The following is a 19,825-nucleotide window of genomic DNA, read 5'->3' on the forward strand; positions in this document are numbered from 1 at the left end:
TCATGTGAGGTGCCGTTCTACCTCACGACCATGAACATGCTTGGGAGCCACAAGCTGAACTGCGGCACGAACGTCACCAGCCCGAGCGCCAGGATCAGCGCGCCATAGAAGGGCCAGATGGTGCGCATCACCTCGCCCACCGATACCCCGCCGATGGCGCAGCCCACGAACTGGGTGGTGCCCACCGGCGGCGTGTTCAGCCCCAGCGCGCAGTTGATCAGCATCAGGATGCCGAACTGCACCGAGGTCATGCCGTACTGCTGGGCGATGGGCAGGAAGATGGGCGTGCACAGCAGGATCGTCGCCGCCATGTCCAGGAAGGTGCCCAACAGGAACAGGATGACGTTGATCAGCAGGAAGATCACCCACGGCGTCGTCGACACCTTCGACAGCATCTGCCCCGTCAGCTCCGCCACGCCATACAGGCTGATCAGGTAGCCGAAAGTGCTGGAGATGCCGATCAGCAGCAGGATCACGCCCGTGGTGCGCACGGCCTTGGCGGCCGCCTTGATGAAGTGCGCCCACTTGAGTGTGCGGTACAGAAAGATGGTCAGCGCCAGCGCATAGAGCACCGCCACGGCCGCGGACTCGGTGGCCGTGAAGATGCCCGATAGGATGCCACCCAGGATCAGCACCACGATGAACAGCCCCGGCAGCGCCGCGGCGAAGCTGCGCGCCACGATGGCCCAGCCCGGGAAGGTGCCGGCCGGATAGCCGCGGCGCACCGCCACCACATAGGCCGCCAGCAGGTTGCACAGCGTGAGGATGATGGCCGGCAGCAGCGCGGCCAGGATCAGCGCCGCGATCGACACCTTGCCGCCCGCCGCCAGCGAATAGATGATGAGGTTGTGGCTGGTGGGCATTAGCGCGCCGACCAGGGCCGCATGCGTGGTCACGTTGACCGCATAGTCGGCGTGGTAGCCCTCCTTCTTCATCATCGGGATCATCACCGCGCCCATGGCGGACACGTCGGCCACTGGCGAGCCCGAGACGCCGCCGAAGAGCGTGCAGGCCACGACGTTGCTCATGCCCAGGCCGCCGCGCACATGGCCGACCAGCGACTTGGCGAAGTCGACGATGCGGTCGGCGATGCCGCCGTAGAGCATCAGCTCGCCCGCGAAGATGAAGAAGGGGATCGCCAGGAAGGAGAAGATCCCCATGCCGGACATCATCTGCTGGAACCCCACCGCGAGCGGCAGGCCCTCGTAGAGCAGCGTGGCCAGGGCCGACAGGCCGATGGAGAAAGCCACCGGCACGCCCAGCAGCAGCAGGGCGGTGAACGACAGGGTGAGGATGAGCAGCGGGATGGTCATGCGGCCTCCAGGCACGCGGCAGGACGAGGAATGTGCGGGGGGCGCGTGATGAAAAGGGGCCGGCGGCAGCGCATGGGCATCAGGTCCACGACGGCTCCAGTTCGCGGCCCTGGGCCAGCGCCAGGATGTGCTCGATGGAGAACAGCACGATCAGCACGCCGGCAAAGCTGGGCGGCACGTACTTCCAGCCTTCGGAGATGAAGAGCGTGGGCAGCCGGTAGCTCCACACCGACTCGGCCAGGTAGGCGCAGTTCCAGGCCATGGCGGCGCCGAACAGGCCGACCAGCGCGTGGATCAGCATCTCCAGCTTGAGTCGAAGCCGGGGTGGTGCCAGCACGAGCAGCGATTCCAGCCCGATGTGGCCGGCGTCGCGCACGCCCACGGCCACGCCGAACATGGTGACGTAGAGCACCATGAGCAGCGCCAGGCTCTCGGCCCAGGTGGGCGTGCTGTTGAGGATGTAGCGCCCGAACACCTGCCAGCTCACGGCGCAGATCACTGCGACGAGGCCGACGATGCCCAGCACCATGCAGGCGCGCGCGAGGGCGCGGCAGAAGCGGGAGTACATGGGGTTTCTCTCTTTCTCCCTCCCCCGCTGGAGGAGGGCAGGGGTGGGGGCCGGCGGCGGTAGCAAGGCAGAAGCGTTCGATGCGCCGCTGGCTCCCATCCCTGCCTTCCCCCAGAGGGGGAAGGTGCCCAACCCCCGCTGCGGCTTACTGCGTGTCCTGCACCCGCTTGACCAGGTCCTTCAGCCGCGCGTCGGTGATGAACTTGTCGTAGACGGGCTTCATGGCGGCCTCAAAGGGCTTCTTGTCGATCTCGATGATCTCGGCGCCGCCGGCCTTCACGGCGGCCAGCGACTTGGCCTCGCGCTCGGCCCACTGCTTGCGCATGTAGGGCACCGACTCCTTCGCGGCCTGGCGGATCCAGCCCTGCTCCTCGGGCGAGAGGCGGTCCCAGGCACGCTTGGAGAAGAGCAGCATCTCCGGCGCCATCGAGTGCTCGGTCTTGGCGAAGTACTTGGCCACCTCGAAGTGGCGCGAGCTCTCGTACGACGGATAGTTGTTCTCGGCCGCATCCACGAGCCCGGTCTTGAGCGCCGTGTAGACCTCGCCGAAGGGCATGGGCGTGGCATTGCCGCCCATGGCCTCGACCAGCGCCACCCACAGGTCGGATTGCTGAACGCGGATCTTCAGCCCCTTCACATCGGCCAGGCCGCGCACCGGCTTCTTGGCGGTGTAGATCGAGCGGGCGCCGCTGTCGTAGAAGGCCAGTCCGATGAAGCCCTGCTTCTCGCAGCTCTTGAGGATGTCCTCGCCGATCGGGCCGTCCAGCACCTTGTGCAGGTGGTCGGTGGAGCGGAACAGGAAGGGCATGGTCGGCACCTGCGTCTCGGGGCAGATGTTGTTCATCGGCGCGATGTTCACGCGCACCATCTGCAGCGCGCCGATCTTGGTCTGCTCGATGGTGTCCTTCTCGCTGCCGAGCGCGCTGTTGTTGAACACCTTGATGCTGTGCTTGCCACCCGACAACTGCTTGAGCCGCTCGCCCATGAACTTGACCGCCGTGACGGTGGGGTAGTCGTCGGGGTGGATATCGGCCGAGCGGAACTCGGTCGCCTGCGCCGCCAGCGTCGCAGCACTGGCGGCCAGGGCGAGCAGAGCGGTCTTGATACGAAGGGTCTTCATGTTGTCTTCCTCGGGTGGATCCTGGGGGGTGTGGCGGTCTTCTTGGAACTTCAGGGTTGCCAGGCCGGCTCGGGCAGGCCCTGCGTGCCCGGCTGCAGCGCGAAGACGCCGCCAGCCAGGGGTTGATCCGACAGGTCGCCAGCCGGCCGGATCGAGGTGACGAAGAGGGTGTCGAGCGCGGCGCCGCCGAATGCGCACATGGCGGGCTTCTTCACGAGCACTTCGAGCGAACGGTCTAGCCGGCCGTCGGGCGTGAAGCGGTGTACCAGACCGGCATCGTTGCCGCAGATCCAGTAGCCGCCGTCGATGTCGATGGCGGCTCCGTCCGGTCGGCCAGGCAGCGGCTTCATGTCGACGAAGAGTCGGCGGTTTGACGGCGTGCCCGTGTCGGGGTCGTAGTCGAAGGCCCAGATGGCCTGCACCTCGGGATGTGAATCCGACAGGTACATCGTGCGACCGTCTGGACTGAAGGCCAGGCCGTTGGGCGTAATCAGGTCGTCCAGCATCGGCTGCAGCGTGGTGCCGTCCAGCCGGTAGAGCACGCCGACCCGGGCGGCGGCGCCCATGTCCATGAGCATGGTGCCCGCCCAGAAGCGGCCCTGGCGGTCGCAGCGGCCGTCGTTGAAGCGCATGCCGGCGCGGGCATGCTGCACAGGCGCCAGCGTAGTGACCTGTGCCTGGTCTTCCGCACCCAGGGTGAGCGTGTGGACGCCATCTTCCATGCCGGTCAGCCATTGGCCAGGTCGGCCCGCCGCGGCGGCGATGCAGGCGGGCATCTGCGGCGTGGCCCACTGGCGGTGGCCCTCGGCCGCCGCCCAGCGGTTGAGCGTGCGGCCCGGGATGTCCACCCAGTACAGCGCCTGCTCGGCCTCATGCCACACCGGGCTCTCGCCGGTGCCATGGCGCGCGTCGACGACGAGTTCGGCTCGGGATGCCTGCACGGTCTCAGTCTCCGAAGGGGCCCTGGGCGGTGAAGGCACCGCCCTGGTAGATGGCGTTGGGGTCGTCGGCCGCCACCGGCGGCTGGGTCTCGACCTGCGCGCGGAAGACCTCGGAATCGTCCTGCGGCACCCAGCCCAGGTGAGCGGCGGCGCGGTTGTCCCACCACACCTCGCGGTTGGCCGAGGCGCCGAAGACCACCGTGTGGCCGACGTCGGGCGTGAACAGCGACCGCTCCACCAGCCGCGTCAGGTCGTCGTAGCTGAGCCAGGTGCTCATCATGCGGCGGTTGGCGGGGGCCGGGAAGGAGGAGCCGATGCGGATGCTCACCGTCTGGATGCCGTACCGGTCCCAGTAGAACTGGGCCATGTCCTCGCCAAAGGACTTGGACAGGCCGTAGTAGCCGTCGGGCCGGCGCATCGCCGTGGCGTCGATGTGCTCGGTCTGCTTGTAGAAGCCGATCACATGGTTGGAACTGGCGAACACGATGCGGCCCACGCCCTGGCGGCGCGCGGCCTCGTAGACGTTGTAGATGCCCTTGATGTTGGCTTCGAGGATCTGTTCGAAGGGCCGCTCCACCGAGATGCCGCCCAGATGGACCACGGCATCGCAGCCCGCCAGCAGCGCGTGCACGGCCGCTTTCTCGGCCAGGTCGCAATGCACGATCTCTTCGTGCGCGCCCCGCGCTGCGCCCAGCGGCGCGATGTCCGAGACGCGCAACTGCTCGGCAAAGGGCACCAGCCGTTCCCGCAGCACCTGGCCAAGACCGCCGGCCGCGCCGGTGAGCAGCAGCCGCTGCAGGCGACGGGCGGGACTGGAGAAGGAAGGGGCGGTCATGGAATCGGCGGCCTGTGATCGACGCGATGCAAAATGCTGCATCAAGGTAAACGTTTAACTTCGCGGCTCGAAAAAAGCCGCGAAGGGCTGGCCGCGATGGTGCGCACCACCCGCTCCGGCGTCAAGTTCAGCGCGCTAGGTGCTTACCCTTGATGAGACTGCGCGTGGAATTCCGTGCGACGAGTCGCGGAGGTATAACGTTTTCCTGCGCTGCAACATCCTCGCCTTGGATGGCGGCGATCAGCCGGCGCATGGCGAGTTCGCCCGTCGCCTCGCCCATCATGTCCACGCTGGTCAGGGCCGGGCTCACCAGGCGGCCGTAGGCGATGTTGTCGAAGGCCGCGACGGACACCTCGTCCGGCACGGCAATGCCCAGCGACTGGGCCTCAAGCAGCAGGCCCATGGCCAGCAGGTCGTTGTAGGCCACGATGGCGTCGCCGCGGTCGGGCGACAGCAGCAGGCTGGAGGCGAGGCGTTCGCCTTCCTCGGTCGACGGCGCCGACGCATCCACCGTGCGCACGCTTGCCTTGACGCCCTGGAAGGCCTCGCGCAGCCCGCGTTCGCGGTCCGCACTCCAGCGCGCGCCCGAAAACCCCAGATAGGTGATGCGGCGATGGCCGAGGTCCCGCAGATGACGGCCGAGCATCAGCCCGGCCTGATGGCTGTCGCAACCCACGCTGGCGTGGTGTGGATAGGGCGAGGGGCGACCGAAGAAGACGACCGGCGTGCCGCTGTCCAGCACGCCCTGGATGGCCGCGGCCGGCAGACGGGCGCTGACCACCAGCCCATCCACCCGTCGACACAGCGACTGCAGGACGCCCAGTTCGGGCGAGGTGCTTTCGGCCGCGTCGGCAATGATCAGGTTGAGCCCGCCGGCGGCCGCCACCCGCGCGGCGCCGCTGACGAGGCTGGTGAAGTAGGGGTTGCGGATGTCCAGGATCACCACGCCGACGTTGCCGGTGCGGCCGGTGATCATGCCGCGGGCCATCGGGTTGAGCGAATAGCCCAGCTCGCGCACGGCCTGCGTGATGCGGGCCTCGACCTCGGCGGTGAAGCGCTGGCCGCCGTTGACGAACTTGGAGACCGTGGCGGTGGAGACCTTCGCCGCCAGGGCGACATCGCGGATGGTGGCAGCGCGCTTGCGCGGAGAACTCATGGACAGGCAGGCAGAGGGGGCTGGGTGTGGGCGCGACCATGCCACAAACTGCGGGGCTTGCGGCGGCCGTACGTGCCGGCGCCGGCCGGAAGGATAGAGAGTCCTAGGTTGTCGTACAACTGACGACCGTTTTATGATGACCTTCATGCCCCGTCCGACCGCCCCCGCCATGCCCGCGATCCCTGCCGAGAACCAGGCGGTACGGGCCTTGCCGCAGCGTCGCGCGCGTGGCCTGGCGCATGGCCTGGTGGACGACCTGGGTGAGCGCATCCGGGCCGGCCAGATCCGCCCGGGCGACAAGCTGCCCACCGAGTCCGCCATCATGCAGACCTACGGCGTGAGCCGCACCGTGGTGCGCGAGGCACTGTCCCGGCTGCAGGCGGCCGGGCTGGTCGAGACGCGCCATGGCATCGGCACCTTCGTGCTGCCGCCGCGGGCGGCCGGCATGTTCAGCCTGGATGCGTCCGAGATTCCCACGGCGGTCGATGTGATGGCGGTGCTGGAGCTGCGCATCAGCCTGGAGACCGAGTCGGCCGGCCTGGCCGCCCAACGCCACTCCGGGGCCCATCTCCAGGCGATGCGCGAGGCGCTGGATGCCTTCGAGCAGGACGCAGGCGACGCGGGCGATTCCATCTCGCCGGACTTCCGCTTCCACCTCGCCATCGCGCAGGCCACCGGCAACCCCTATTTCGCCGAGATACTGGGCCACCTGGGCACCAACATCATCCCGCGCACGCGCGTCAGCGCGATCCGCAACCAGGCGCACCGCGGCGAATACCTGGAGCGCGTGAACCGCGAGCACGAGGAGATCTTCTCGGCCATCGCCCGCGGCGATGCCGATGCCGCGCGCGCCGCCATGCGCATCCACCTGACCAACAGTCGCGAGCGCCTGCGCCGCGCGCGCGAAGAGGCGGCGCAGCGCCAGGCTTCCGCCGCCACAACCTGAGCACGGAGTGGGGTCTTCGCCCTCGAAAAAGCGCGCACTTAGTTGTACGATGACTGACAACAAGACGGCCAGCAACGACTCTTCATCCAAGCCGCCACGCGTTTAAACCAAGTTGGAGACAGACATGACCCTCAACCGCCGCCAGTTCGTCAGTGGTGCCTCAGGTGTTGCACTCGTGGCCTCGGGCGCCGTCCGCGCCGCGGACACCTGGCCGTCCAAGCCGATCCGCATCGTCGTGCCCTATCCGCCGGGCGGTTCCTCCGACATCATCGCCCGGGCCATCAGCCAGCCGCTGTCGCAGGCGCTGGGCCAGAGCGTGATCGTGGACAACAAGCCCGGCGCCAATGGCAACCTGGGCGCGGACATGGTCGCCAAGGCTGCGCCGGACGGCTACACGGTGCTGCTCTGCGACGTGGGCGCGCTCGCCATCAGCCCGTCGGTCTACACCAGGCTGCCTTTTGACCCCTCCAAGGATCTGCGTGGCGTCACCATGCTGGCCTATTCGCCGCACCTGCTGGTGGTTCATCCCTCGGTCAAGGCCAATACGCTGCAGGAACTGGTGGCGCTGTCGAAGACCAGCGACCTGAACTTCGCCGTCACCGCCACCGGCAGCGCGCCGCACCTGGCCGGCGTGGCGCTGGAGCGCGCCAGCGGCGCCCGCTGGACCTATGTGCCCTACAAGGGCGGCGTGCAGGCCATTCAGGACACCGTGGGCGGCCAGACGCAGGTGCTCATGAACGGCATGCTCGCCACGCTGCCGCATGTGCAGAGCGGCAAGCTCAAGCTGCTGGGCGTCTCCAAACCCACGCGCATGCCCCTGGTGGGCGACGTGCCCACCATCGCCGAGCAGGGCGTGCCCGGTTTCGAGTCGGGCACCTGGCAGGGCGTCAAGGCGCCGCGCGGCACGCCCGACGCCATCGTGCAGCGGCTCAACCGCGAATTCATCGCTGCCATCCGCGCTGCCGAAGTGCGCTCGCGCCTCGCAGGGCAGGGCGCCGAGGTCGTGACCATGACCGGCGCCCAGGAAGAGCAGTTCTTCGACAAGGAACGCGCCCGCTGGGCCACCGTGGTGCGGCAGGCCGGCATCAAGCTCGACTGAGCGCTTCCCTTCTTTTTCTTCTTCTTCTTTCAACAAACGCTTCCAGGAAACCTGCAGATGAACCCGCAAGATCTCAAGACCATCATGGGCTCCGGCCTGCTGTCCTTCCCGCTGACGGACTTCGACGCCGAGGGCAACTTCGACAAGAAGGGCTATATCGAGCGCCTCGAATGGCTGGCCCCGTATGGCGCCAGCGCGCTGTTCGCCGCGGGCGGCACGGGCGAGTTCTTTTCGCTCACCGCCGACGAATATCCCGAGATCATCAAGACCGCGGTCGACACCTGCCGCGGCAAGGTGCCGATCATTGCCGGCGCCGGCGGCCCCACCCGCTTCGCCATCCAGTGCGCCCAGGCTGCCGAGCGGGCCGGCGCCCACGGCATCCTGCTGCTGCCGCACTACCTGACCGAAGCCGGCCAGGAAGGCCTGGCCGCCCATGTCGAGGCCGTGTGCAAGAGCGTCAAGTTCGGCGTCATCGTCTACAACCGCGGCCAGGCCAAGTTGATGCCCGAGACGCTGGCCAAGCTGGCCGAGCGCAATCCCAACCTGATCGGCTTCAAGGACGGCATCGGCGACATCGAGCTGATGAGCTCCATCTTCCTGACCATGGGCGACCGCTTCGCCTACCTGGGCGGCCTGCCCACGGCCGAGGTCTATGCCGCCGCCTACAAGGCGCTGGGCACGCCGGTGTATTCGTCGGCCGTCTTCAACTTCATCCCCAGGACGGCGATGCAGTTCTACGAAGCCGTGCGCGACGACGACATGGCGACGCAGCATCGCCTGCTGAAGGACTTCTTCATGCCCTACCTGGCCATCCGCAACAAGGGCCAGGGCTATGCGGTGAGCATCGTCAAGGCCGGTGCCAAGATCGTCGGCCACGACGCCGGCCCGGTGCGCACGCCGCTGACCGACCTCAGGGCCGACGAATACGCTGCGCTGGAGGCACTGATCGCCAAGCTGGGCCCGCAGTAAGCCAGGCGCTGCATTGCCGGCACACTCCGAGGCGGCTGGCGCCTCGCAGCTGACCGGCCATCGAAGCGGCCGCGCGATGAGCGCGGGCCGCTTTTCCCATCCCTCTGCGTCGATCATGAGCCACACGCCCACCATCACCGACATCGAAGTCATCCCGGTCGCCGGCCGCGACGGCATGCTGATGAACCTCAGCGGTGCCCACGCGCCCTTCTTCACCCGCAACGTGCTGCTGGTGCACGACAGCGCCGGCCGCACCGGCGTGGGCGAAGTGCCCGGCGGCGAGGGCATCCGGCAGGCCCTCGAGGACAGCCGCCCGCAGCTCGTCGGCCAGTCCATCGGCCAGCGCCTGCAACTGCTGCAGCATGTGCAACAGGCGCTGGCCGGCCGCGACCCGGGCGGCCGCGGCCTGCAGACCTTCGACCTGCGCATCGGCGTGCATGCGGTTACGGCCATCGAGTCGGCGCTGCTCGACCTGCTCGGCCAGCACCTGGGCGTGCCCGTGGCGGCCCTGCTGGGCGAAGGCCAGCAGCGCGAGCGGGTGGAGATGCTGGGTTACCTCTTCTTCGTCGGCCCTTCCGACAAGACCGATCTGCCCTACGTGAAGCCCGGCGAGGACACCAGCGCCAGCGACGACTGGGCCCAGGTGCGCCACATGACCGCCATGACGCCCGAGGCCACCGTGCGCCAGGCCGAGGCTGCGCACGCGCGCTACGGCTTCAACGACTTCAAGCTCAAGGGCGGCGTGCTGGCCGGCGAGCAGGAAATCGAGGCCGTCACGGCACTGGCCAAGCGCTTTCCCGAGGCCCGCGTCACGCTCGATCCCAACGGCGGCTGGCTGCTCAAGGACGCCATCCGCCTGATGCGCGACATGCGCGGCGTGCTGGCCTATGCCGAAGATCCGTGCGGCGCCGAAGGCGGCTTCAGCGGCCGCGAGGTGATGGCCGAGTTCCGCCGCGCCACCGGCCTTCCCACCGCCACCAACATGATCGCCACCGACTGGCGGCAGATGGTGCATGCGCTGTCGCTGCAGTCGGTGGACATTCCGCTGGCCGACCCGCATTTCTGGACCATGGCCGGCAGCGTGCGCGTGGGCCAGACCTGCCGCGACTGGGGCCTGACCTGGGGCTCGCATTCCAACAACCACTTCGACATCTCGCTGGCCATGTTCACGCATGTGGCGGCAGCTGTGCCCGGCAAGGTCACGGCCATCGACACGCACTGGATCTGGCAGGACGGTCAATTCCTCACGCAGAACCCGTTGCAGATCCGTGGCGGCTTCGTCGAGGTGCCCACGGTCCCGGGCCTGGGCGTCACCGTGGACCGGGCCGCGCTGCAGCGTGCCAACGCGCTGTATCAGCAGCATGGCCTGGGCGCGCGCGACGACGCGATCGCCATGCAGTACCTGATCCCCGGCTGGAAGTTCGACAACAAGCGCCCGGCCATGGTGCGCTGAGCCAACCCGTCATTCGACAAGGAGCATCCCCATGAGCGAATTCAACAACCTCATCAACGGTGAATGGCTGGCCGGTGCCAGCTACAGCCCCAACCTCAACCCCAGCAACCTGGCGGACGTGATCGGCCAGTACACGCAGGGCGATGCCTCGCACGTCGATGCCGCCGTGGCGGCCGCGACCGCAGCCTTCCCGGCCTGGTCCACGGGCTCGGTGCAGGCGCGCAGCGATGCGCTGGACAAGATCGGCACCGAGATCCTGGCCCGCAAGGAAGAGCTTGGCGCGTTGCTGGCGCGCGAAGAGGGCAAGACCCGCGCCGAAGGCATCGGCGAGGTCACCCGCGCCGGCCAGATCTTCAAGTTCTTCGCCGGCGAGTGCCTGCGCCTGTCGGGCGAGACCGTGCCTTCGGTGCGCCCCGGCATCGGCGTGGAGATCACGCGCGAGCCGGTGGGCGTGGTGGGCCTGATCACGCCGTGGAACTTCCCCATCGCCATTCCGGCGTGGAAGATCGCGCCGGCCCTGGCCTTCGGCAACTGCGTGGTGCTCAAGCCGGCCGACCTGGTGCCGGGCAGCAGCTGGGCACTGGCCGAGATCATCCATCGCTCGGGCATTCCGGCCGGCGTGTTCAACCTGGTGATGGGCCGTGGCAGCGTCATCGGCAATGCGCTGGTGCAGCATCCCGGCATCCACGCGATCAGCTTCACCGGCTCGGTGGGCGTGGGCCGCGGCATCGCGCTGGAATGCGCCAAGAGCGGAAAGAAGGTGCAGCTGGAGATGGGCGGCAAGAACCCGCAGGTGGTGCTGGACGATGCCAACCTGGACCAGGCCGTCGAGCTGTGCGTGCAGAGCGCCTTCTATTCCACCGGCCAGCGCTGCACCGCGTCGAGCCGGCTGATCGTGACCGAGGGCATCTACCCGCGCTTCATCGAGGCCATGAAGGCCCGCATGGCGAAGATCAAGGTGGGCGATGCGCTGGCGCAGGGCACCGACATCGGCCCCGTCTCCAGCCAGTCGCAGCTGGAGCAGGACCTGGGCTATGTCGAGATCGGCAAGGCCGAGGGCGCCATGCTGGCGGTGGGCGGCGAGCGGCTCGCCCTCGGCACCGAAGGCTTCTACATGGCGCCGGCGCTGTTCAGCGACAGCGGCAAGACCATGCGCATCAACCGCGAGGAGATCTTCGGCCCCGTGGCCAGCGTGATCCGCGTGAAGGACTACGACGAGGCGCTGGCCACCGCCAACGACACCGAGTTCGGCCTGTCGGCCGGGATCGCCACCACCAGCCTGAAGTACGCCACGCACTTCAAGCGCCACAGCCAGGCCGGCATGGTGATGGTCAACCTGCCCACCGCGGGCGTGGACTACCACGTGCCCTTCGGCGGGCGCAAGGGCAGCAGCTACGGGCCGCGTGAGCAGGGGCGCTATGCGCAGGAGTTCTTCACCATCGTGAAGACGGCGTACACGCTGGCTTGAAAATAAAAAGCACCCCCCATGCCGCTTCGCGGCTCCCCCCTCTCTGGCGCCTTCGGCTTGGAGGGGGGCGCACCCAGAGGCCTGGCGAAGCCAGTTCCTCGGGTGCCCGCGCGTGGCCTGCTCCGCGGCCATTTGATCATTGGCGTCGCGCCAGTTTTATGCGGCGTGGGTGGCACGCAGCGCCGCGGAAAACTGACATGACGTGCTCGGCCTTGCGGCCGGCAGGTGGCTTCATCGCCGTCTGCCGGCCGTTGTCGTTTCAATGGGACGTCAGGGCGGGCCGGCGCGTTGCGATCCACAGCCCCAGCGCAATGGCCAGTCCCAGCGCTGCCGCGACGGTGCCGACGAGGAACACGCCGCGGTAGCCCGCCCAGTCGGCCAGCAGCCCGGCCAGCGGCCCGGTCAGGCCATAGGCCAAGTCCTGGAAGGCCGAGAAGGCGCCCATGGCCGTGCCGCGCAGCGGCGGGGCCACGCGGTGCACCACGTCGCGGCCCATGGCCGGGAACACCATCGAGCAGCCCAGGCCGGTCATGAAGGCACCCGCCAGCGCCGCATTGGGCGTGGTTGCGCTCCACAGCAGCGCCTGGCCCAGCGCCTCCACCGCCAGTGAGGCGGCAGCCACCGGCAGCCCGCCGATGCGGTCGGGCAGGCCGCCGAACAGCAGCCGCACCAGCACGAAGCCGGCGCCGAAGGCCGTGAGGCCCAGGCCCGCATGCGCCCAGCCTTGGGCCCGGAAATGCAGCGCGAAGAAGGCGCCGATGGCCGCGAAGCCGATGCCCTGCAGGCACACGATGGCGCCCTGCGGCGCGATGCGGCCGACCACGCGCCAGATCGAAGGTCGTTGGGCGGCCGCCATCACGGGCATGCCGTCGAGCCGTGCCACGGCCAGCAGCGCCAGCGCCGGCAAGCCGGTGGCCACAGCCATCGCACCGGCCAGACCCAGTCGGTCGTACAGCGCGATGCCCAGCGGCCCTCCGACGGCCAGCGCGCCGTAGATGGCGGCGCCGATCCACGCCAGCACCTGGCCCGAGCGGGCCGGCCCCACCAGTCCGATGCACCAGGTGATGGTGCCCACGGCCACCAGGCTTTCGCCCACGCCGAGGAGCAGGCGCCCGATCAGCAGCACCTCGTACGCCGCGATGGCGCGCAGGCCCGGCAGGCCGGCCGCCAGGCAGACCACCGCGCCGGCGATGTAGCAGAACAGGCCGCGCACCGTCGCCACCTTGGCACCCTGCCGGTCGGTGAGCGTGCCGGCGAAGCCGCGGCTGAGGATGGTGGCCAGGAAGGCGATGCCCACCGCCAGCCCGGCCCAGGCATTGCCCAGGCCCAGCGTGCCTGCCACGAAGAGCGGCACCGTCGGCAGCGTCATGCCCACGCACAGGCAGGCCACGAAGAGCACGCCGACCAGCCACCAGAAGGGCAGCGGCATCGGCGCGGAAGAAGTCGTTGGAGAAGGTCTTGAAGTCATGCGCCGATAATGCGACGAGTTCGTCAGGTTTTCCATTCGCATTCGCAGCCCCCGCCATGAGCCCACGTCGCAGCGCACCTCTGTCCTCGAGAAAGGAGCCCCAGCAGGCCCGCTCCGCCAACCTCGTGGCGGCGGTGCTCGAAGCGGCTGTTCAGGTTCTGGCCCAGGAAGGCGCGCAGCGCTTCACCACGGCCCGTGTGGCGGAGAAGGCGGGTGTCAGCGTCGGTTCGCTCTACCAGTACTTTCCCAACAAGGCGGCGATCCTGTTCCGGCTTCAGAGCGACGAATGGCAGCGCACCACCACGCTGATGCGCGGCATCCTGGAGGACGAGGCCTTGCCCCCGCTCGCGCGGCTGCGGCGGCTGGTGCAGGCTTTCATCCGCTCCGAATGCGAGGAGGCCGAGGTGCGCACCGCGCTGGCCGATGCCGCCCCGATGTACCGCGATGCGCCTGAGGCCGGCGAAGCACGGGCGACCAGCGCGCGGGCCTTCCGCGTCTTCCTCAAAACGGTGCTGCCCGAGGCCGCCGGCCCCACGCGCAGCCGCGCCGGCGACCTGATCCTGGACACGCTGAGCGGCGTGGGCAAGGCCTTCTCCGACAAGCCCCGCAAGCCGGCCGAGATCGAGGCTTATGCGGCGGCCATGGCCGACATGTTCTGCGCTTATCTTGTGGGCCTGGGCGCGTTGCCCGAGCCTGCACCGCCGGCCCGCCGCCTGCGCGTTGCGCGAAAGCGTGGATGATGTCGGGCCACTGCGGAGATCCCATGCACCTCACCCCTTCGCCTTCGACGATGGCGCCGCGCGATGCGCTCGGCTGCACCGCCAGCACGCTGGTGCACGATGACGAGCTCGACGCGGGTGGCGTCCGTGTCTATCGCAAGGCCGTGACGATGACCGAGCTGGGGCCGGTGGAGACTGCGCCCTCGGACAGGGGCCTGCTGCTGGGCATTTCGCTCGCCCCGGGGCATCGCCGGCGCATCGTGCACGCGCGGCACGCCAGCACGCACGACTTCGGCTGCGGCGCGATCTATCTGCGCGACTTCGGCGAGCGTTACCGCGCCGACATGAAGACGGGTTTCGACTTCCTGCTGGTGGAGTTTCCGCAGGCCGTGCTGCGCCAGACCACGGAGCGGCCCCTGGCTCTGGGCGAACTGCTGGCGGCCTCGCCGGTGGGCGCCCATGACGCGGTGCTGCACCATCTGGCGCTGGCGCTGCTGCCCGCGCTCGGTCGGCCGCAGCCGGGATGCGGCCTGTTCGTCGAGCAGGTCACGGCGGCGATGGCCGCCCAGCTCCTCTTGCGCGCGGGCGCCTCGCAGCCGGCCGGCACGCGTGCGCGCCGCCGGCTGTCACCCCGTCAGGAAGCGCGCGCCAAGGAGATGCTGTCGATGCGCGTGGATGGGGACCAGAGCGCCCAGGCCGTGGCCGAGGCCTGTGGCCTGTCGCGCAGCTATTTCATCGAGGCCTTCCGCGAGACGACTGGCCAGACGCCCTACCAGTGGGTGCAGGCGCAGCGCCTGGCACGTGCCCAGGCACTGCTCGCGCAGCCCGGGCTGTCGCTGGCGGCCATCGCGCTGGCCTGTGGCTTTGCGGACCAGAGCCACTTCACCCGCGTCTTCACCCGGCACATGGGCATGCCGCCGGGAACCTGGCGGCGCAGTGCCGGCCACTGAGGACCAACGCCGGCACCGACCCCGACGGCCGCCGCGCGATCAGCCCTCGATCAGCCCTCGATCAGCGCCAGCAGGTCGGCGTTGACCTGGTCCTTGTGCGTGGTGCAGGTGGCGTGGGGCGCACCGGGGTAGACCTTGAGCGTGGCGCCCTTGATCATCTGCGCGGCGAGCTTGCCCGTGCCCTCGATGGGCACGACCTGGTCGTTGTCGCCATGGATGACCAGCGTGGGCACGTCGATCTTCGCCATGTCGGCGCGGAAGTCTGTGCCGGAGAAGGCCGTCACACAGTCCAGCGTGCCCTTGATCGAGGCCTGCAGCGCAATCTGCAGCGTCTGCTTGAAGATGCCCTGCGACACCGGCGTGGCCCCCGGCCGGTTGGTGCCGTAGAAAATGGCGCTGAAGTCGTCCAGGAACTGCGGCCGGTCGGCCATCAGCCCGGCGCGCAGGCCTTCGAACATGGCGGCCTCGGGCCCCTCCGGATGGTCCGCCGTCTTGACGAACAGCGGCGTCACCGCACTGACCAGTGCCAGCCGGGCCACACGGCCGCTGCCATGGCGGGCGATGTAGCGCGTCACGTCGCCCCCGCCCATCGAGAAGCCCACCAGCACCACGTCCTTCAGGTCCAGGGCCTCGATCAGCTCCGAGATGTCGTCGGCGAAGGTGTCGTAGTCGTAGCCGGTCCAGGGCTGCCCGGAGCGGCCGAAGCCGCGGCGGTCGAAGGCGACGGTGCGGTAGCCGCGCTCGGCGAAGAACATCATCTGGGCGTCCCACATGTCGGCGCTCAGGGGCCAGCCGTGGCTGAACAGGATGGGCTGGCCGCTGCCCCAGTCCTTGTAGTAGAGGTCGGTTCCGTCGCGCAGGGTGAGGAAGCTCATGCAAATCTCCAGGGGTTGAAGAAGACAGGGAGGGGAGAGGAAAGTGGCTCTGGTGTTCAGAGCGCCAGGAAGTGGTGGACCTCGGGCTGGCCCGGACCGATGTGGTAGCGGACCACCTCGCCTTGAAGGTCGGCATCGGCCTGGGACACGCGGTGGTGCTGGCGCAGGTGCTCCGCCCAGGACTCGACCATGAACCATTCGACGATGCGCTGCGGATCGGCCGTGTGCTCGTGCAGTCCCCAGGCATAGGCGCCGTCGCGTCGGCGCTCGGGCGCCAGGCGCCGCACAGCGGCCAGGAAGGCGGGGCGGTCTTCCGCGCGGATGCGGTACTCGATCTGGATCATGACCGGGCCGCGGTCATGGGCCACGGGCTCGGCCAGCAACGGCTCCGGCCAGTGGCGCGAGGCCTGCAGGTCCGCGTCGCCCGCGGGCAGGCGTACGCGGTGGAAGAGCAGGGCCACCACCAGCAGGCCCAGCGCAGCGGCGGCGAGCGCGCCGCGCACGCCGATCTGCTGCGCCACCAGGCCCCAGCCCAGGCTGCCGGCAGCCATGGCCCCGTTGAACACCGTCAGGTAGACGGCCAGGCCGCGACCACGGACCCAGTTGGGCAGAACGGCCTGGGCCACGCCGTTGAGCGTGGTCAGGGCGGTGATCCAGCCCACGCCCAGTATCAATAGCAACAGCACGGCCAGCCACTGGGGCGGGGCCAGCACCAGCGCACCGAGCACCACCGCCGTGAGCACCGATGCCAGCAGCACCAGCCCGTCCGCATCGAGCCGGGCGCGCAGCCGCGGCATGACCAGCGCACCGACGATGGCGCCCGCGCCGACGGCACCCATCAGCACGCCGTAGAAGCCGGCCGTGCCCTGAAGCATCTGGCGTGCGACCAGCGGCAGCAGCGCCCAGGCCGCGCTCGCGAAGAGGAAGAACACCGCCGCGCGCACCAGCACCACATGCAGCTCGCGGCTGGCGCGTGCATAGCGCAGGCCGGCGCGGAAGGCGCCGAGGAAGTTCTCGGACAGGCCCTCGTCCGCCGCGGGCGCAGGCCGGCGCCACCACAGCAGTGCGGCGATGACGAAGACATAGCTCAGCACGTCCGCGCCGTAGGTCACGGCTGCGCCGAAGCTGGCCAGCAGCAGGCCGCCCAGGGCCGGCCCGACGGCGCGGGCGATGTTCACGCCCAGCGAGTTGAGCGCCACCGCGTTCTTGAGCTGCGCGCGCGGCACCAGCTCGGGCACGATGGACTGCCAGGTCGGTCCCATCAACGCCGCGCCCACGCCGCCCACGAAGGTCAGCACGATCAGCAGCTCCACCGTCAGTGCTCCGCTGCGGGAGAGCAGCAGCAGCGCCGCGCTCACGCCCGCCAGCAGCAGCTGCACGGCGATGAGGAAGCGTCGGCGGTCCAGGATGTCCGACAGCACGCCGGCCGGAATGGCCAGCAGGAAGACCGGCAGCGTGGCCGCCGTCTGGATCAGCGCGACGGCCGTGGGGCTGGGCGACAGGTCGGTGACCAGCCAGCCGCTGGCCACGTCGCGCATGAAGCTGCCGATGTTGCCCAGCACCGTGGCGCACCACAGCACGGCGAACACCGGCAGGCGCAGGGGCGCGAAGCTGCCGCCTTCCTTGCCCGCCTCAGCCATGCCGCCGTTCCCGCGCATCGAGCCAGGCCACCAGCAGGAAGCCGCCGACCAGGCCCAGGTGCTCGAAGAAGGCATTGGCCGCCATGAAGCGTTGCGGCTGCGGCATCTCCCAGAAGCGCAGCGCGACCAGGGTGGCGCCCAGCGTGAAGGCGGCGAGCACCAGGGCCCCCAGCCAGCGCAGCCGGCCGCTGATGACCATGGCCGAGGCGCCGAGTTCGAGCACGATCACGGCCAGCGCCATCGGCGCGGCGGGTGCGATGCCGAAGTGCTGCATCTCGGCCACGGCACCGGAGAAGTCGAAGGCCTTGACCAGTCCGCCCTGCAGGTAGGCTGCGCACAGCAGCAGCAGGCAGACGGGCCTGATCCATGAAGACTGCGTCCAGCCCATCAGACCGCCCAGCAGGCGCAGCCCAGCGCGCCCCAGAAGCTTTTGAGGTCGCCCACCGGCAGGCGGCTGCCCCAGGCGCTCGCATGCGCATGGCCATGCACGTTGCAGGCGCTCGCGCAGCCGCAGGATGCGGCCGCCTGCCGCAGGGTGGCCTGCAGCGGTGCGCCTTCCTGCGCGCCCCAGGCGCCGTAGCCGCCGTAGCGGCGCACGGGCGACCAGTCGGGCATGGCTGGCGGCGGGCCGCCTTCATCCAGCGTGGCGAAGGGACCCGCGCCGTAGACGACCTTGCCGCCCACCATCGTGAGCAGCGCGCTGGTGTCGGCGATGTCGGATTCGGGGCAGGCGAAGAAATCGCGGTCGGGCACGACGAGGTCGGCGAACTGGCCGGCCTCGATGCGGCCCTTGCGGCCTTCCTCGTTCGAGAACCAGGTGACCTTTTCGGTCCACATGCGAAGCGCGGTCTCCCGGTCGAGCAGGTTGCGCTGCGGCGTGATCTGCAGCCCGCCCACCGTGCGGCCGGTGATCAGCCACGACAGCGAGACCCAGAGGTTGTACGAGGCCACGCGCGTGGCATCGGTGCCGGCCGACACATGGATGCCCTTCTCCAGCATGCGCTTGACCGGCGGCGTGGCCTCGGCCGCGGCGGCGCCGTAGCGCTCGACGAAATACTCGCCCTGGTAGGCCATGCGGTGCTGCACGGCCACGCCGCCACCCAGCGCCGCGATGCGGTCGATGGAGCGCTCCGAGATCGTCTCGGCATGGTCGAAGAACCAGTTCAGGCCCGCCAGCGGCGTGTCGCGGTTGACCTTCTCGAACACGTCCAGCGCGCGGCTGATGGTCTCGTCGTAGGTGGCATGCAGGCGCCAGGGCCAGCGGTTCTGGGCCAGCACGCGCACCACCTCTTCCAGCTCGCCTTCCATCTCGGGGGCCATGTCGGGCCGTGGCTGGCGGAAGTCCTCGAAGTCGGCGGCCGAGAACACCAGCATCTCGCCCGCGCCGTTGTGGCGGAAGTAGTCGTCACCCTGCTTGTATTTCGAGGACGCTGTCCAGTTCAGGAAGTCCTGCTTCTCCTGTTTGGGCTTCTGCGTGAAGAGGTTGTAGGCCAGGCGGATCGTGAGCTGCCCCGCGTCCGCGAGCTGCTGGATGACCTGGTAGTCCTCCGGGTAGTTCTGGAAGCCCCCGCCCGCGTCGATGGCGCCGGTCACGCCCAGGCGGTTGAGCTCGCGCATGAAGTGCCGCGTGGAGTTGAGCTGGTACTCGGGCGGCAGCTTCGGCCCCTTGGCCAGCGTGGCATACAGGATGGCCGCATTGGGCTTGGCCAGCAGCAGGCCGGTGGGGTTGCCGGCGGCATCGCGCACGATCTCGCCGCCGGGCGGCGCGGGCGTGTCCTTGCCGTAGCCCACGGCCCGCAGCGCGGCGCCGTTGAGCAGGGCGCGGTCGTACAGGTGAAGGATGAAGACGGGCGTGTCGGGGGCGACGGCGTTGAGCTCGTCGATGGTGGGCAGCCGCTTCTCCACGAACTGGTGTTCGGTGAAGCCGCCGACCACGCGCACCCACTGCGGTGCCGGCGTGATCGCCACCTGCTGGCGCAGCATGGCCATGGCGTCGGCCAGGCTGCGCACGCCGTCCCAGCGCAACTCCAGGTTGAAGTTCAGGCCGCCGCGGATGATGTGCAGGTGGTTGTCGATCAGACCGGGCAGCACGGCGCGGCCCTGCAGGTCGACCATGCGGGTGGCGGGGCCGGCCAGCGGCAGCACGTCCTCGCGCCGGCCCACGCGCAGGAAGCGGCCGTCGCGGATGGCGACCGCGTCGGCCACGGGATTGGCGCGGTCCAGCGTCGTGAAGCGGCCGTTGTGAAGGATGAGGTCGGGAGGCAGGGTGTCGTCAGCCATGGGGTCCATTCCGTGAAGTGGCGCT

18 protein-coding genes are annotated in these 19,825 nt (G+C 69.2%); 7 read left to right on the forward strand and 11 right to left on the reverse strand.

Annotation, left to right across the window (positions count from 1 at the left end; translation table 11 throughout):
- Positions 1–17 precede the first annotated feature (17 nt).
- The 6 genes from DFR41_RS08110 to DFR41_RS08135 all read right to left on the reverse strand — a co-directional run bounded on the left by DFR41_RS08110 (position 18) and on the right by DFR41_RS08135 (position 5,933).
- Complete coding sequence (locus DFR41_RS08110; protein WP_114802372.1) at positions 18–1,313, reverse strand: TRAP transporter large permease; 1,296 nt, start codon at positions 1,311–1,313, stop codon at positions 18–20.
- Between the two features lie 79 nt (positions 1,314–1,392).
- On the reverse strand, positions 1,393–1,881 hold the full coding sequence (locus tag DFR41_RS08115) for a TRAP transporter small permease (RefSeq protein WP_114802373.1): 489 nt from the start codon (positions 1,879–1,881) through the stop codon (positions 1,393–1,395).
- Between the two features lie 145 nt (positions 1,882–2,026).
- Positions 2,027–3,001 (reverse strand): TRAP transporter substrate-binding protein, encoded by a 975-nt coding sequence (locus DFR41_RS08120; protein ID WP_114802374.1) that lies wholly within the window; start codon positions 2,999–3,001, stop codon positions 2,027–2,029.
- Between the two features lie 50 nt (positions 3,002–3,051).
- The gene (locus DFR41_RS08125; protein ID WP_114802375.1) at positions 3,052–3,942 is read right to left on the reverse strand and encodes an SMP-30/gluconolactonase/LRE family protein; all 891 of its coding nucleotides are present in this window, start codon (positions 3,940–3,942) and stop codon (positions 3,052–3,054) included.
- A 4-nt stretch (positions 3,943–3,946) separates the two neighbouring features.
- Positions 3,947–4,777, reverse strand: coding sequence for an NAD-dependent epimerase/dehydratase family protein (locus tag DFR41_RS08130; protein WP_017759157.1), 831 nt, complete (start codon positions 4,775–4,777; stop codon positions 3,947–3,949).
- A gap of 127 nt (positions 4,778–4,904) precedes the next feature.
- Positions 4,905–5,933 (reverse strand): LacI family DNA-binding transcriptional regulator, encoded by a 1,029-nt coding sequence (locus DFR41_RS08135; RefSeq protein WP_170159331.1) that lies wholly within the window; start codon positions 5,931–5,933, stop codon positions 4,905–4,907.
- Between the two features lie 169 nt (positions 5,934–6,102).
- On the opposite strand from DFR41_RS08135, the gene DFR41_RS08145 reads away from it, so the two are divergent.
- The 5 genes from DFR41_RS08145 (at position 6,103) to DFR41_RS08165 (ending at position 11,868) form a co-directional block, all read left to right on the forward strand.
- On the forward strand, positions 6,103–6,879 hold the full coding sequence (locus DFR41_RS08145) for a FadR/GntR family transcriptional regulator (RefSeq protein WP_244917702.1): 777 nt from the start codon (positions 6,103–6,105) through the stop codon (positions 6,877–6,879).
- A gap of 124 nt (positions 6,880–7,003) precedes the next feature.
- Positions 7,004–7,978 (forward strand): Bug family tripartite tricarboxylate transporter substrate binding protein, encoded by a 975-nt coding sequence (locus tag DFR41_RS08150; protein WP_114802377.1) that lies wholly within the window; start codon positions 7,004–7,006, stop codon positions 7,976–7,978.
- A 57-nt stretch (positions 7,979–8,035) separates the two neighbouring features.
- Positions 8,036–8,947 (forward strand): 5-dehydro-4-deoxyglucarate dehydratase, encoded by a 912-nt coding sequence (kdgD, locus tag DFR41_RS08155; RefSeq protein WP_114802378.1) that lies wholly within the window; start codon positions 8,036–8,038, stop codon positions 8,945–8,947.
- Positions 8,948–9,062: 115 nt separating this feature from the next.
- Positions 9,063–10,400: an enolase C-terminal domain-like protein gene (locus DFR41_RS08160; protein WP_114802539.1), complete on the forward strand. Its 1,338-nt coding sequence runs from the start codon at positions 9,063–9,065 to the stop codon at positions 10,398–10,400.
- A 31-nt stretch (positions 10,401–10,431) separates the two neighbouring features.
- A complete protein-coding gene (locus tag DFR41_RS08165) occupies positions 10,432–11,868 on the forward strand; it encodes an aldehyde dehydrogenase family protein (RefSeq protein WP_114802379.1) in 1,437 nt (478 codons plus the stop codon).
- A 259-nt stretch (positions 11,869–12,127) separates the two neighbouring features.
- Here DFR41_RS08165 and DFR41_RS08170 read toward each other — a convergent pair whose 3' ends face one another.
- Positions 12,128–13,297, reverse strand: a complete 1,170-nt coding sequence (locus DFR41_RS08170; RefSeq protein WP_211322564.1) for an MFS transporter — start codon at positions 13,295–13,297, stop codon at positions 12,128–12,130.
- A 95-nt stretch (positions 13,298–13,392) separates the two neighbouring features.
- Here DFR41_RS08170 and DFR41_RS08175 point away from each other — a divergent pair, with 95 nt between their 5' ends.
- A complete protein-coding gene (locus DFR41_RS08175) occupies positions 13,393–14,076 on the forward strand; it encodes a TetR/AcrR family transcriptional regulator (RefSeq protein WP_114802381.1) in 684 nt (227 codons plus the stop codon).
- Positions 14,077–14,099: 23 nt separating this feature from the next.
- Entirely contained in the window at positions 14,100–15,005 is a 906-nt protein-coding gene (locus tag DFR41_RS08180; RefSeq protein ID WP_244917693.1) for a helix-turn-helix domain-containing protein, read from the forward strand.
- A 50-nt stretch (positions 15,006–15,055) separates the two neighbouring features.
- Here the strand turns inward: DFR41_RS08180 and DFR41_RS08185 are convergent, their stop codons facing one another.
- The 4 genes from DFR41_RS08185 to DFR41_RS08200 are packed head-to-tail and all read right to left on the reverse strand — an operon-like array spanning position 15,056 to position 19,800.
- Positions 15,056–15,880, reverse strand: a complete 825-nt coding sequence (locus tag DFR41_RS08185) for an alpha/beta fold hydrolase (protein ID WP_017760013.1) — start codon at positions 15,878–15,880, stop codon at positions 15,056–15,058.
- Between the two features lie 56 nt (positions 15,881–15,936).
- Entirely contained in the window at positions 15,937–17,520 is a 1,584-nt protein-coding gene (locus tag DFR41_RS08190; RefSeq protein WP_043113447.1) for an MFS transporter, read from the reverse strand.
- Complete coding sequence (locus tag DFR41_RS08195; RefSeq protein ID WP_017760011.1) at positions 17,513–17,908, reverse strand: DoxX family protein; 396 nt, start codon at positions 17,906–17,908, stop codon at positions 17,513–17,515. Before DFR41_RS08195 ends, DFR41_RS08190 begins: the two co-directional genes overlap by 8 nt.
- Positions 17,908–19,800 carry an amidohydrolase gene (locus DFR41_RS08200; RefSeq protein WP_114802382.1) on the reverse strand — a complete coding sequence of 631 codons (1,893 nt, stop codon included), beginning with the start codon at positions 19,798–19,800 and terminating at the stop codon, positions 17,908–17,910. Before DFR41_RS08200 ends, DFR41_RS08195 begins: the two co-directional genes overlap by 1 nt.
- Between the last annotated feature and the right edge of the window lie 25 nt (positions 19,801–19,825).

It is taken from the genome of Pseudacidovorax intermedius (genome assembly GCF_003350475.1).
Lineage (GTDB): Bacteria > Pseudomonadota > Gammaproteobacteria > Burkholderiales > Burkholderiaceae_C > Xenophilus > Xenophilus intermedius.

Bases quoted from the DNA above. Each gene is read 5' to 3' on its own strand.
- DFR41_RS08165 (WP_114802379.1), top strand. From the start codon at position 10,432: ATGAGCGAATTCAACAACCTCATCAACGGTGAATGGCTGGCCGGTGCC.
- DFR41_RS08180 (WP_244917693.1), top strand. From the start codon at position 14,100: ATGCACCTCACCCCTTCGCCTTCGACGATGGCGCCGCGCGATGCGCTC.
- DFR41_RS08170 (WP_211322564.1), bottom strand. From the start codon at position 13,297: ATGCCGCTGCCCTTCTGGTGGCTGGTCGGCGTGCTCTTCGTGGCCTGC.
- DFR41_RS08130 (WP_017759157.1), bottom strand. From the start codon at position 4,777: ATGACCGCCCCTTCCTTCTCCAGTCCCGCCCGTCGCCTGCAGCGGCTG.
- DFR41_RS08190 (WP_043113447.1), bottom strand. From the start codon at position 17,520: ATGGCTGAGGCGGGCAAGGAAGGCGGCAGCTTCGCGCCCCTGCGCCTG.
- DFR41_RS08195 (WP_017760011.1), bottom strand. From the start codon at position 17,908: ATGGGCTGGACGCAGTCTTCATGGATCAGGCCCGTCTGCCTGCTGCTG.
- DFR41_RS08135 (WP_170159331.1), bottom strand. From the start codon at position 5,933: ATGAGTTCTCCGCGCAAGCGCGCTGCCACCATCCGCGATGTCGCCCTG.
- DFR41_RS08145 (WP_244917702.1), top strand. From the start codon at position 6,103: ATGCCCGCGATCCCTGCCGAGAACCAGGCGGTACGGGCCTTGCCGCAG.
- DFR41_RS08150 (WP_114802377.1), top strand. From the start codon at position 7,004: ATGACCCTCAACCGCCGCCAGTTCGTCAGTGGTGCCTCAGGTGTTGCA.
- DFR41_RS08200 (WP_114802382.1), bottom strand. From the start codon at position 19,800: ATGGCTGACGACACCCTGCCTCCCGACCTCATCCTTCACAACGGCCGC.
- DFR41_RS08115 (WP_114802373.1), bottom strand. From the start codon at position 1,881: ATGTACTCCCGCTTCTGCCGCGCCCTCGCGCGCGCCTGCATGGTGCTG.
- DFR41_RS08160 (WP_114802539.1), top strand. From the start codon at position 9,063: ATGAGCCACACGCCCACCATCACCGACATCGAAGTCATCCCGGTCGCC.
- kdgD (WP_114802378.1), top strand. From the start codon at position 8,036: ATGAACCCGCAAGATCTCAAGACCATCATGGGCTCCGGCCTGCTGTCC.
- DFR41_RS08120 (WP_114802374.1), bottom strand. From the start codon at position 3,001: ATGAAGACCCTTCGTATCAAGACCGCTCTGCTCGCCCTGGCCGCCAGT.
- DFR41_RS08175 (WP_114802381.1), top strand. From the start codon at position 13,393: ATGAGCCCACGTCGCAGCGCACCTCTGTCCTCGAGAAAGGAGCCCCAG.
- DFR41_RS08185 (WP_017760013.1), bottom strand. From the start codon at position 15,880: ATGAGCTTCCTCACCCTGCGCGACGGAACCGACCTCTACTACAAGGAC.
- DFR41_RS08110 (WP_114802372.1), bottom strand. From the start codon at position 1,313: ATGACCATCCCGCTGCTCATCCTCACCCTGTCGTTCACCGCCCTGCTG.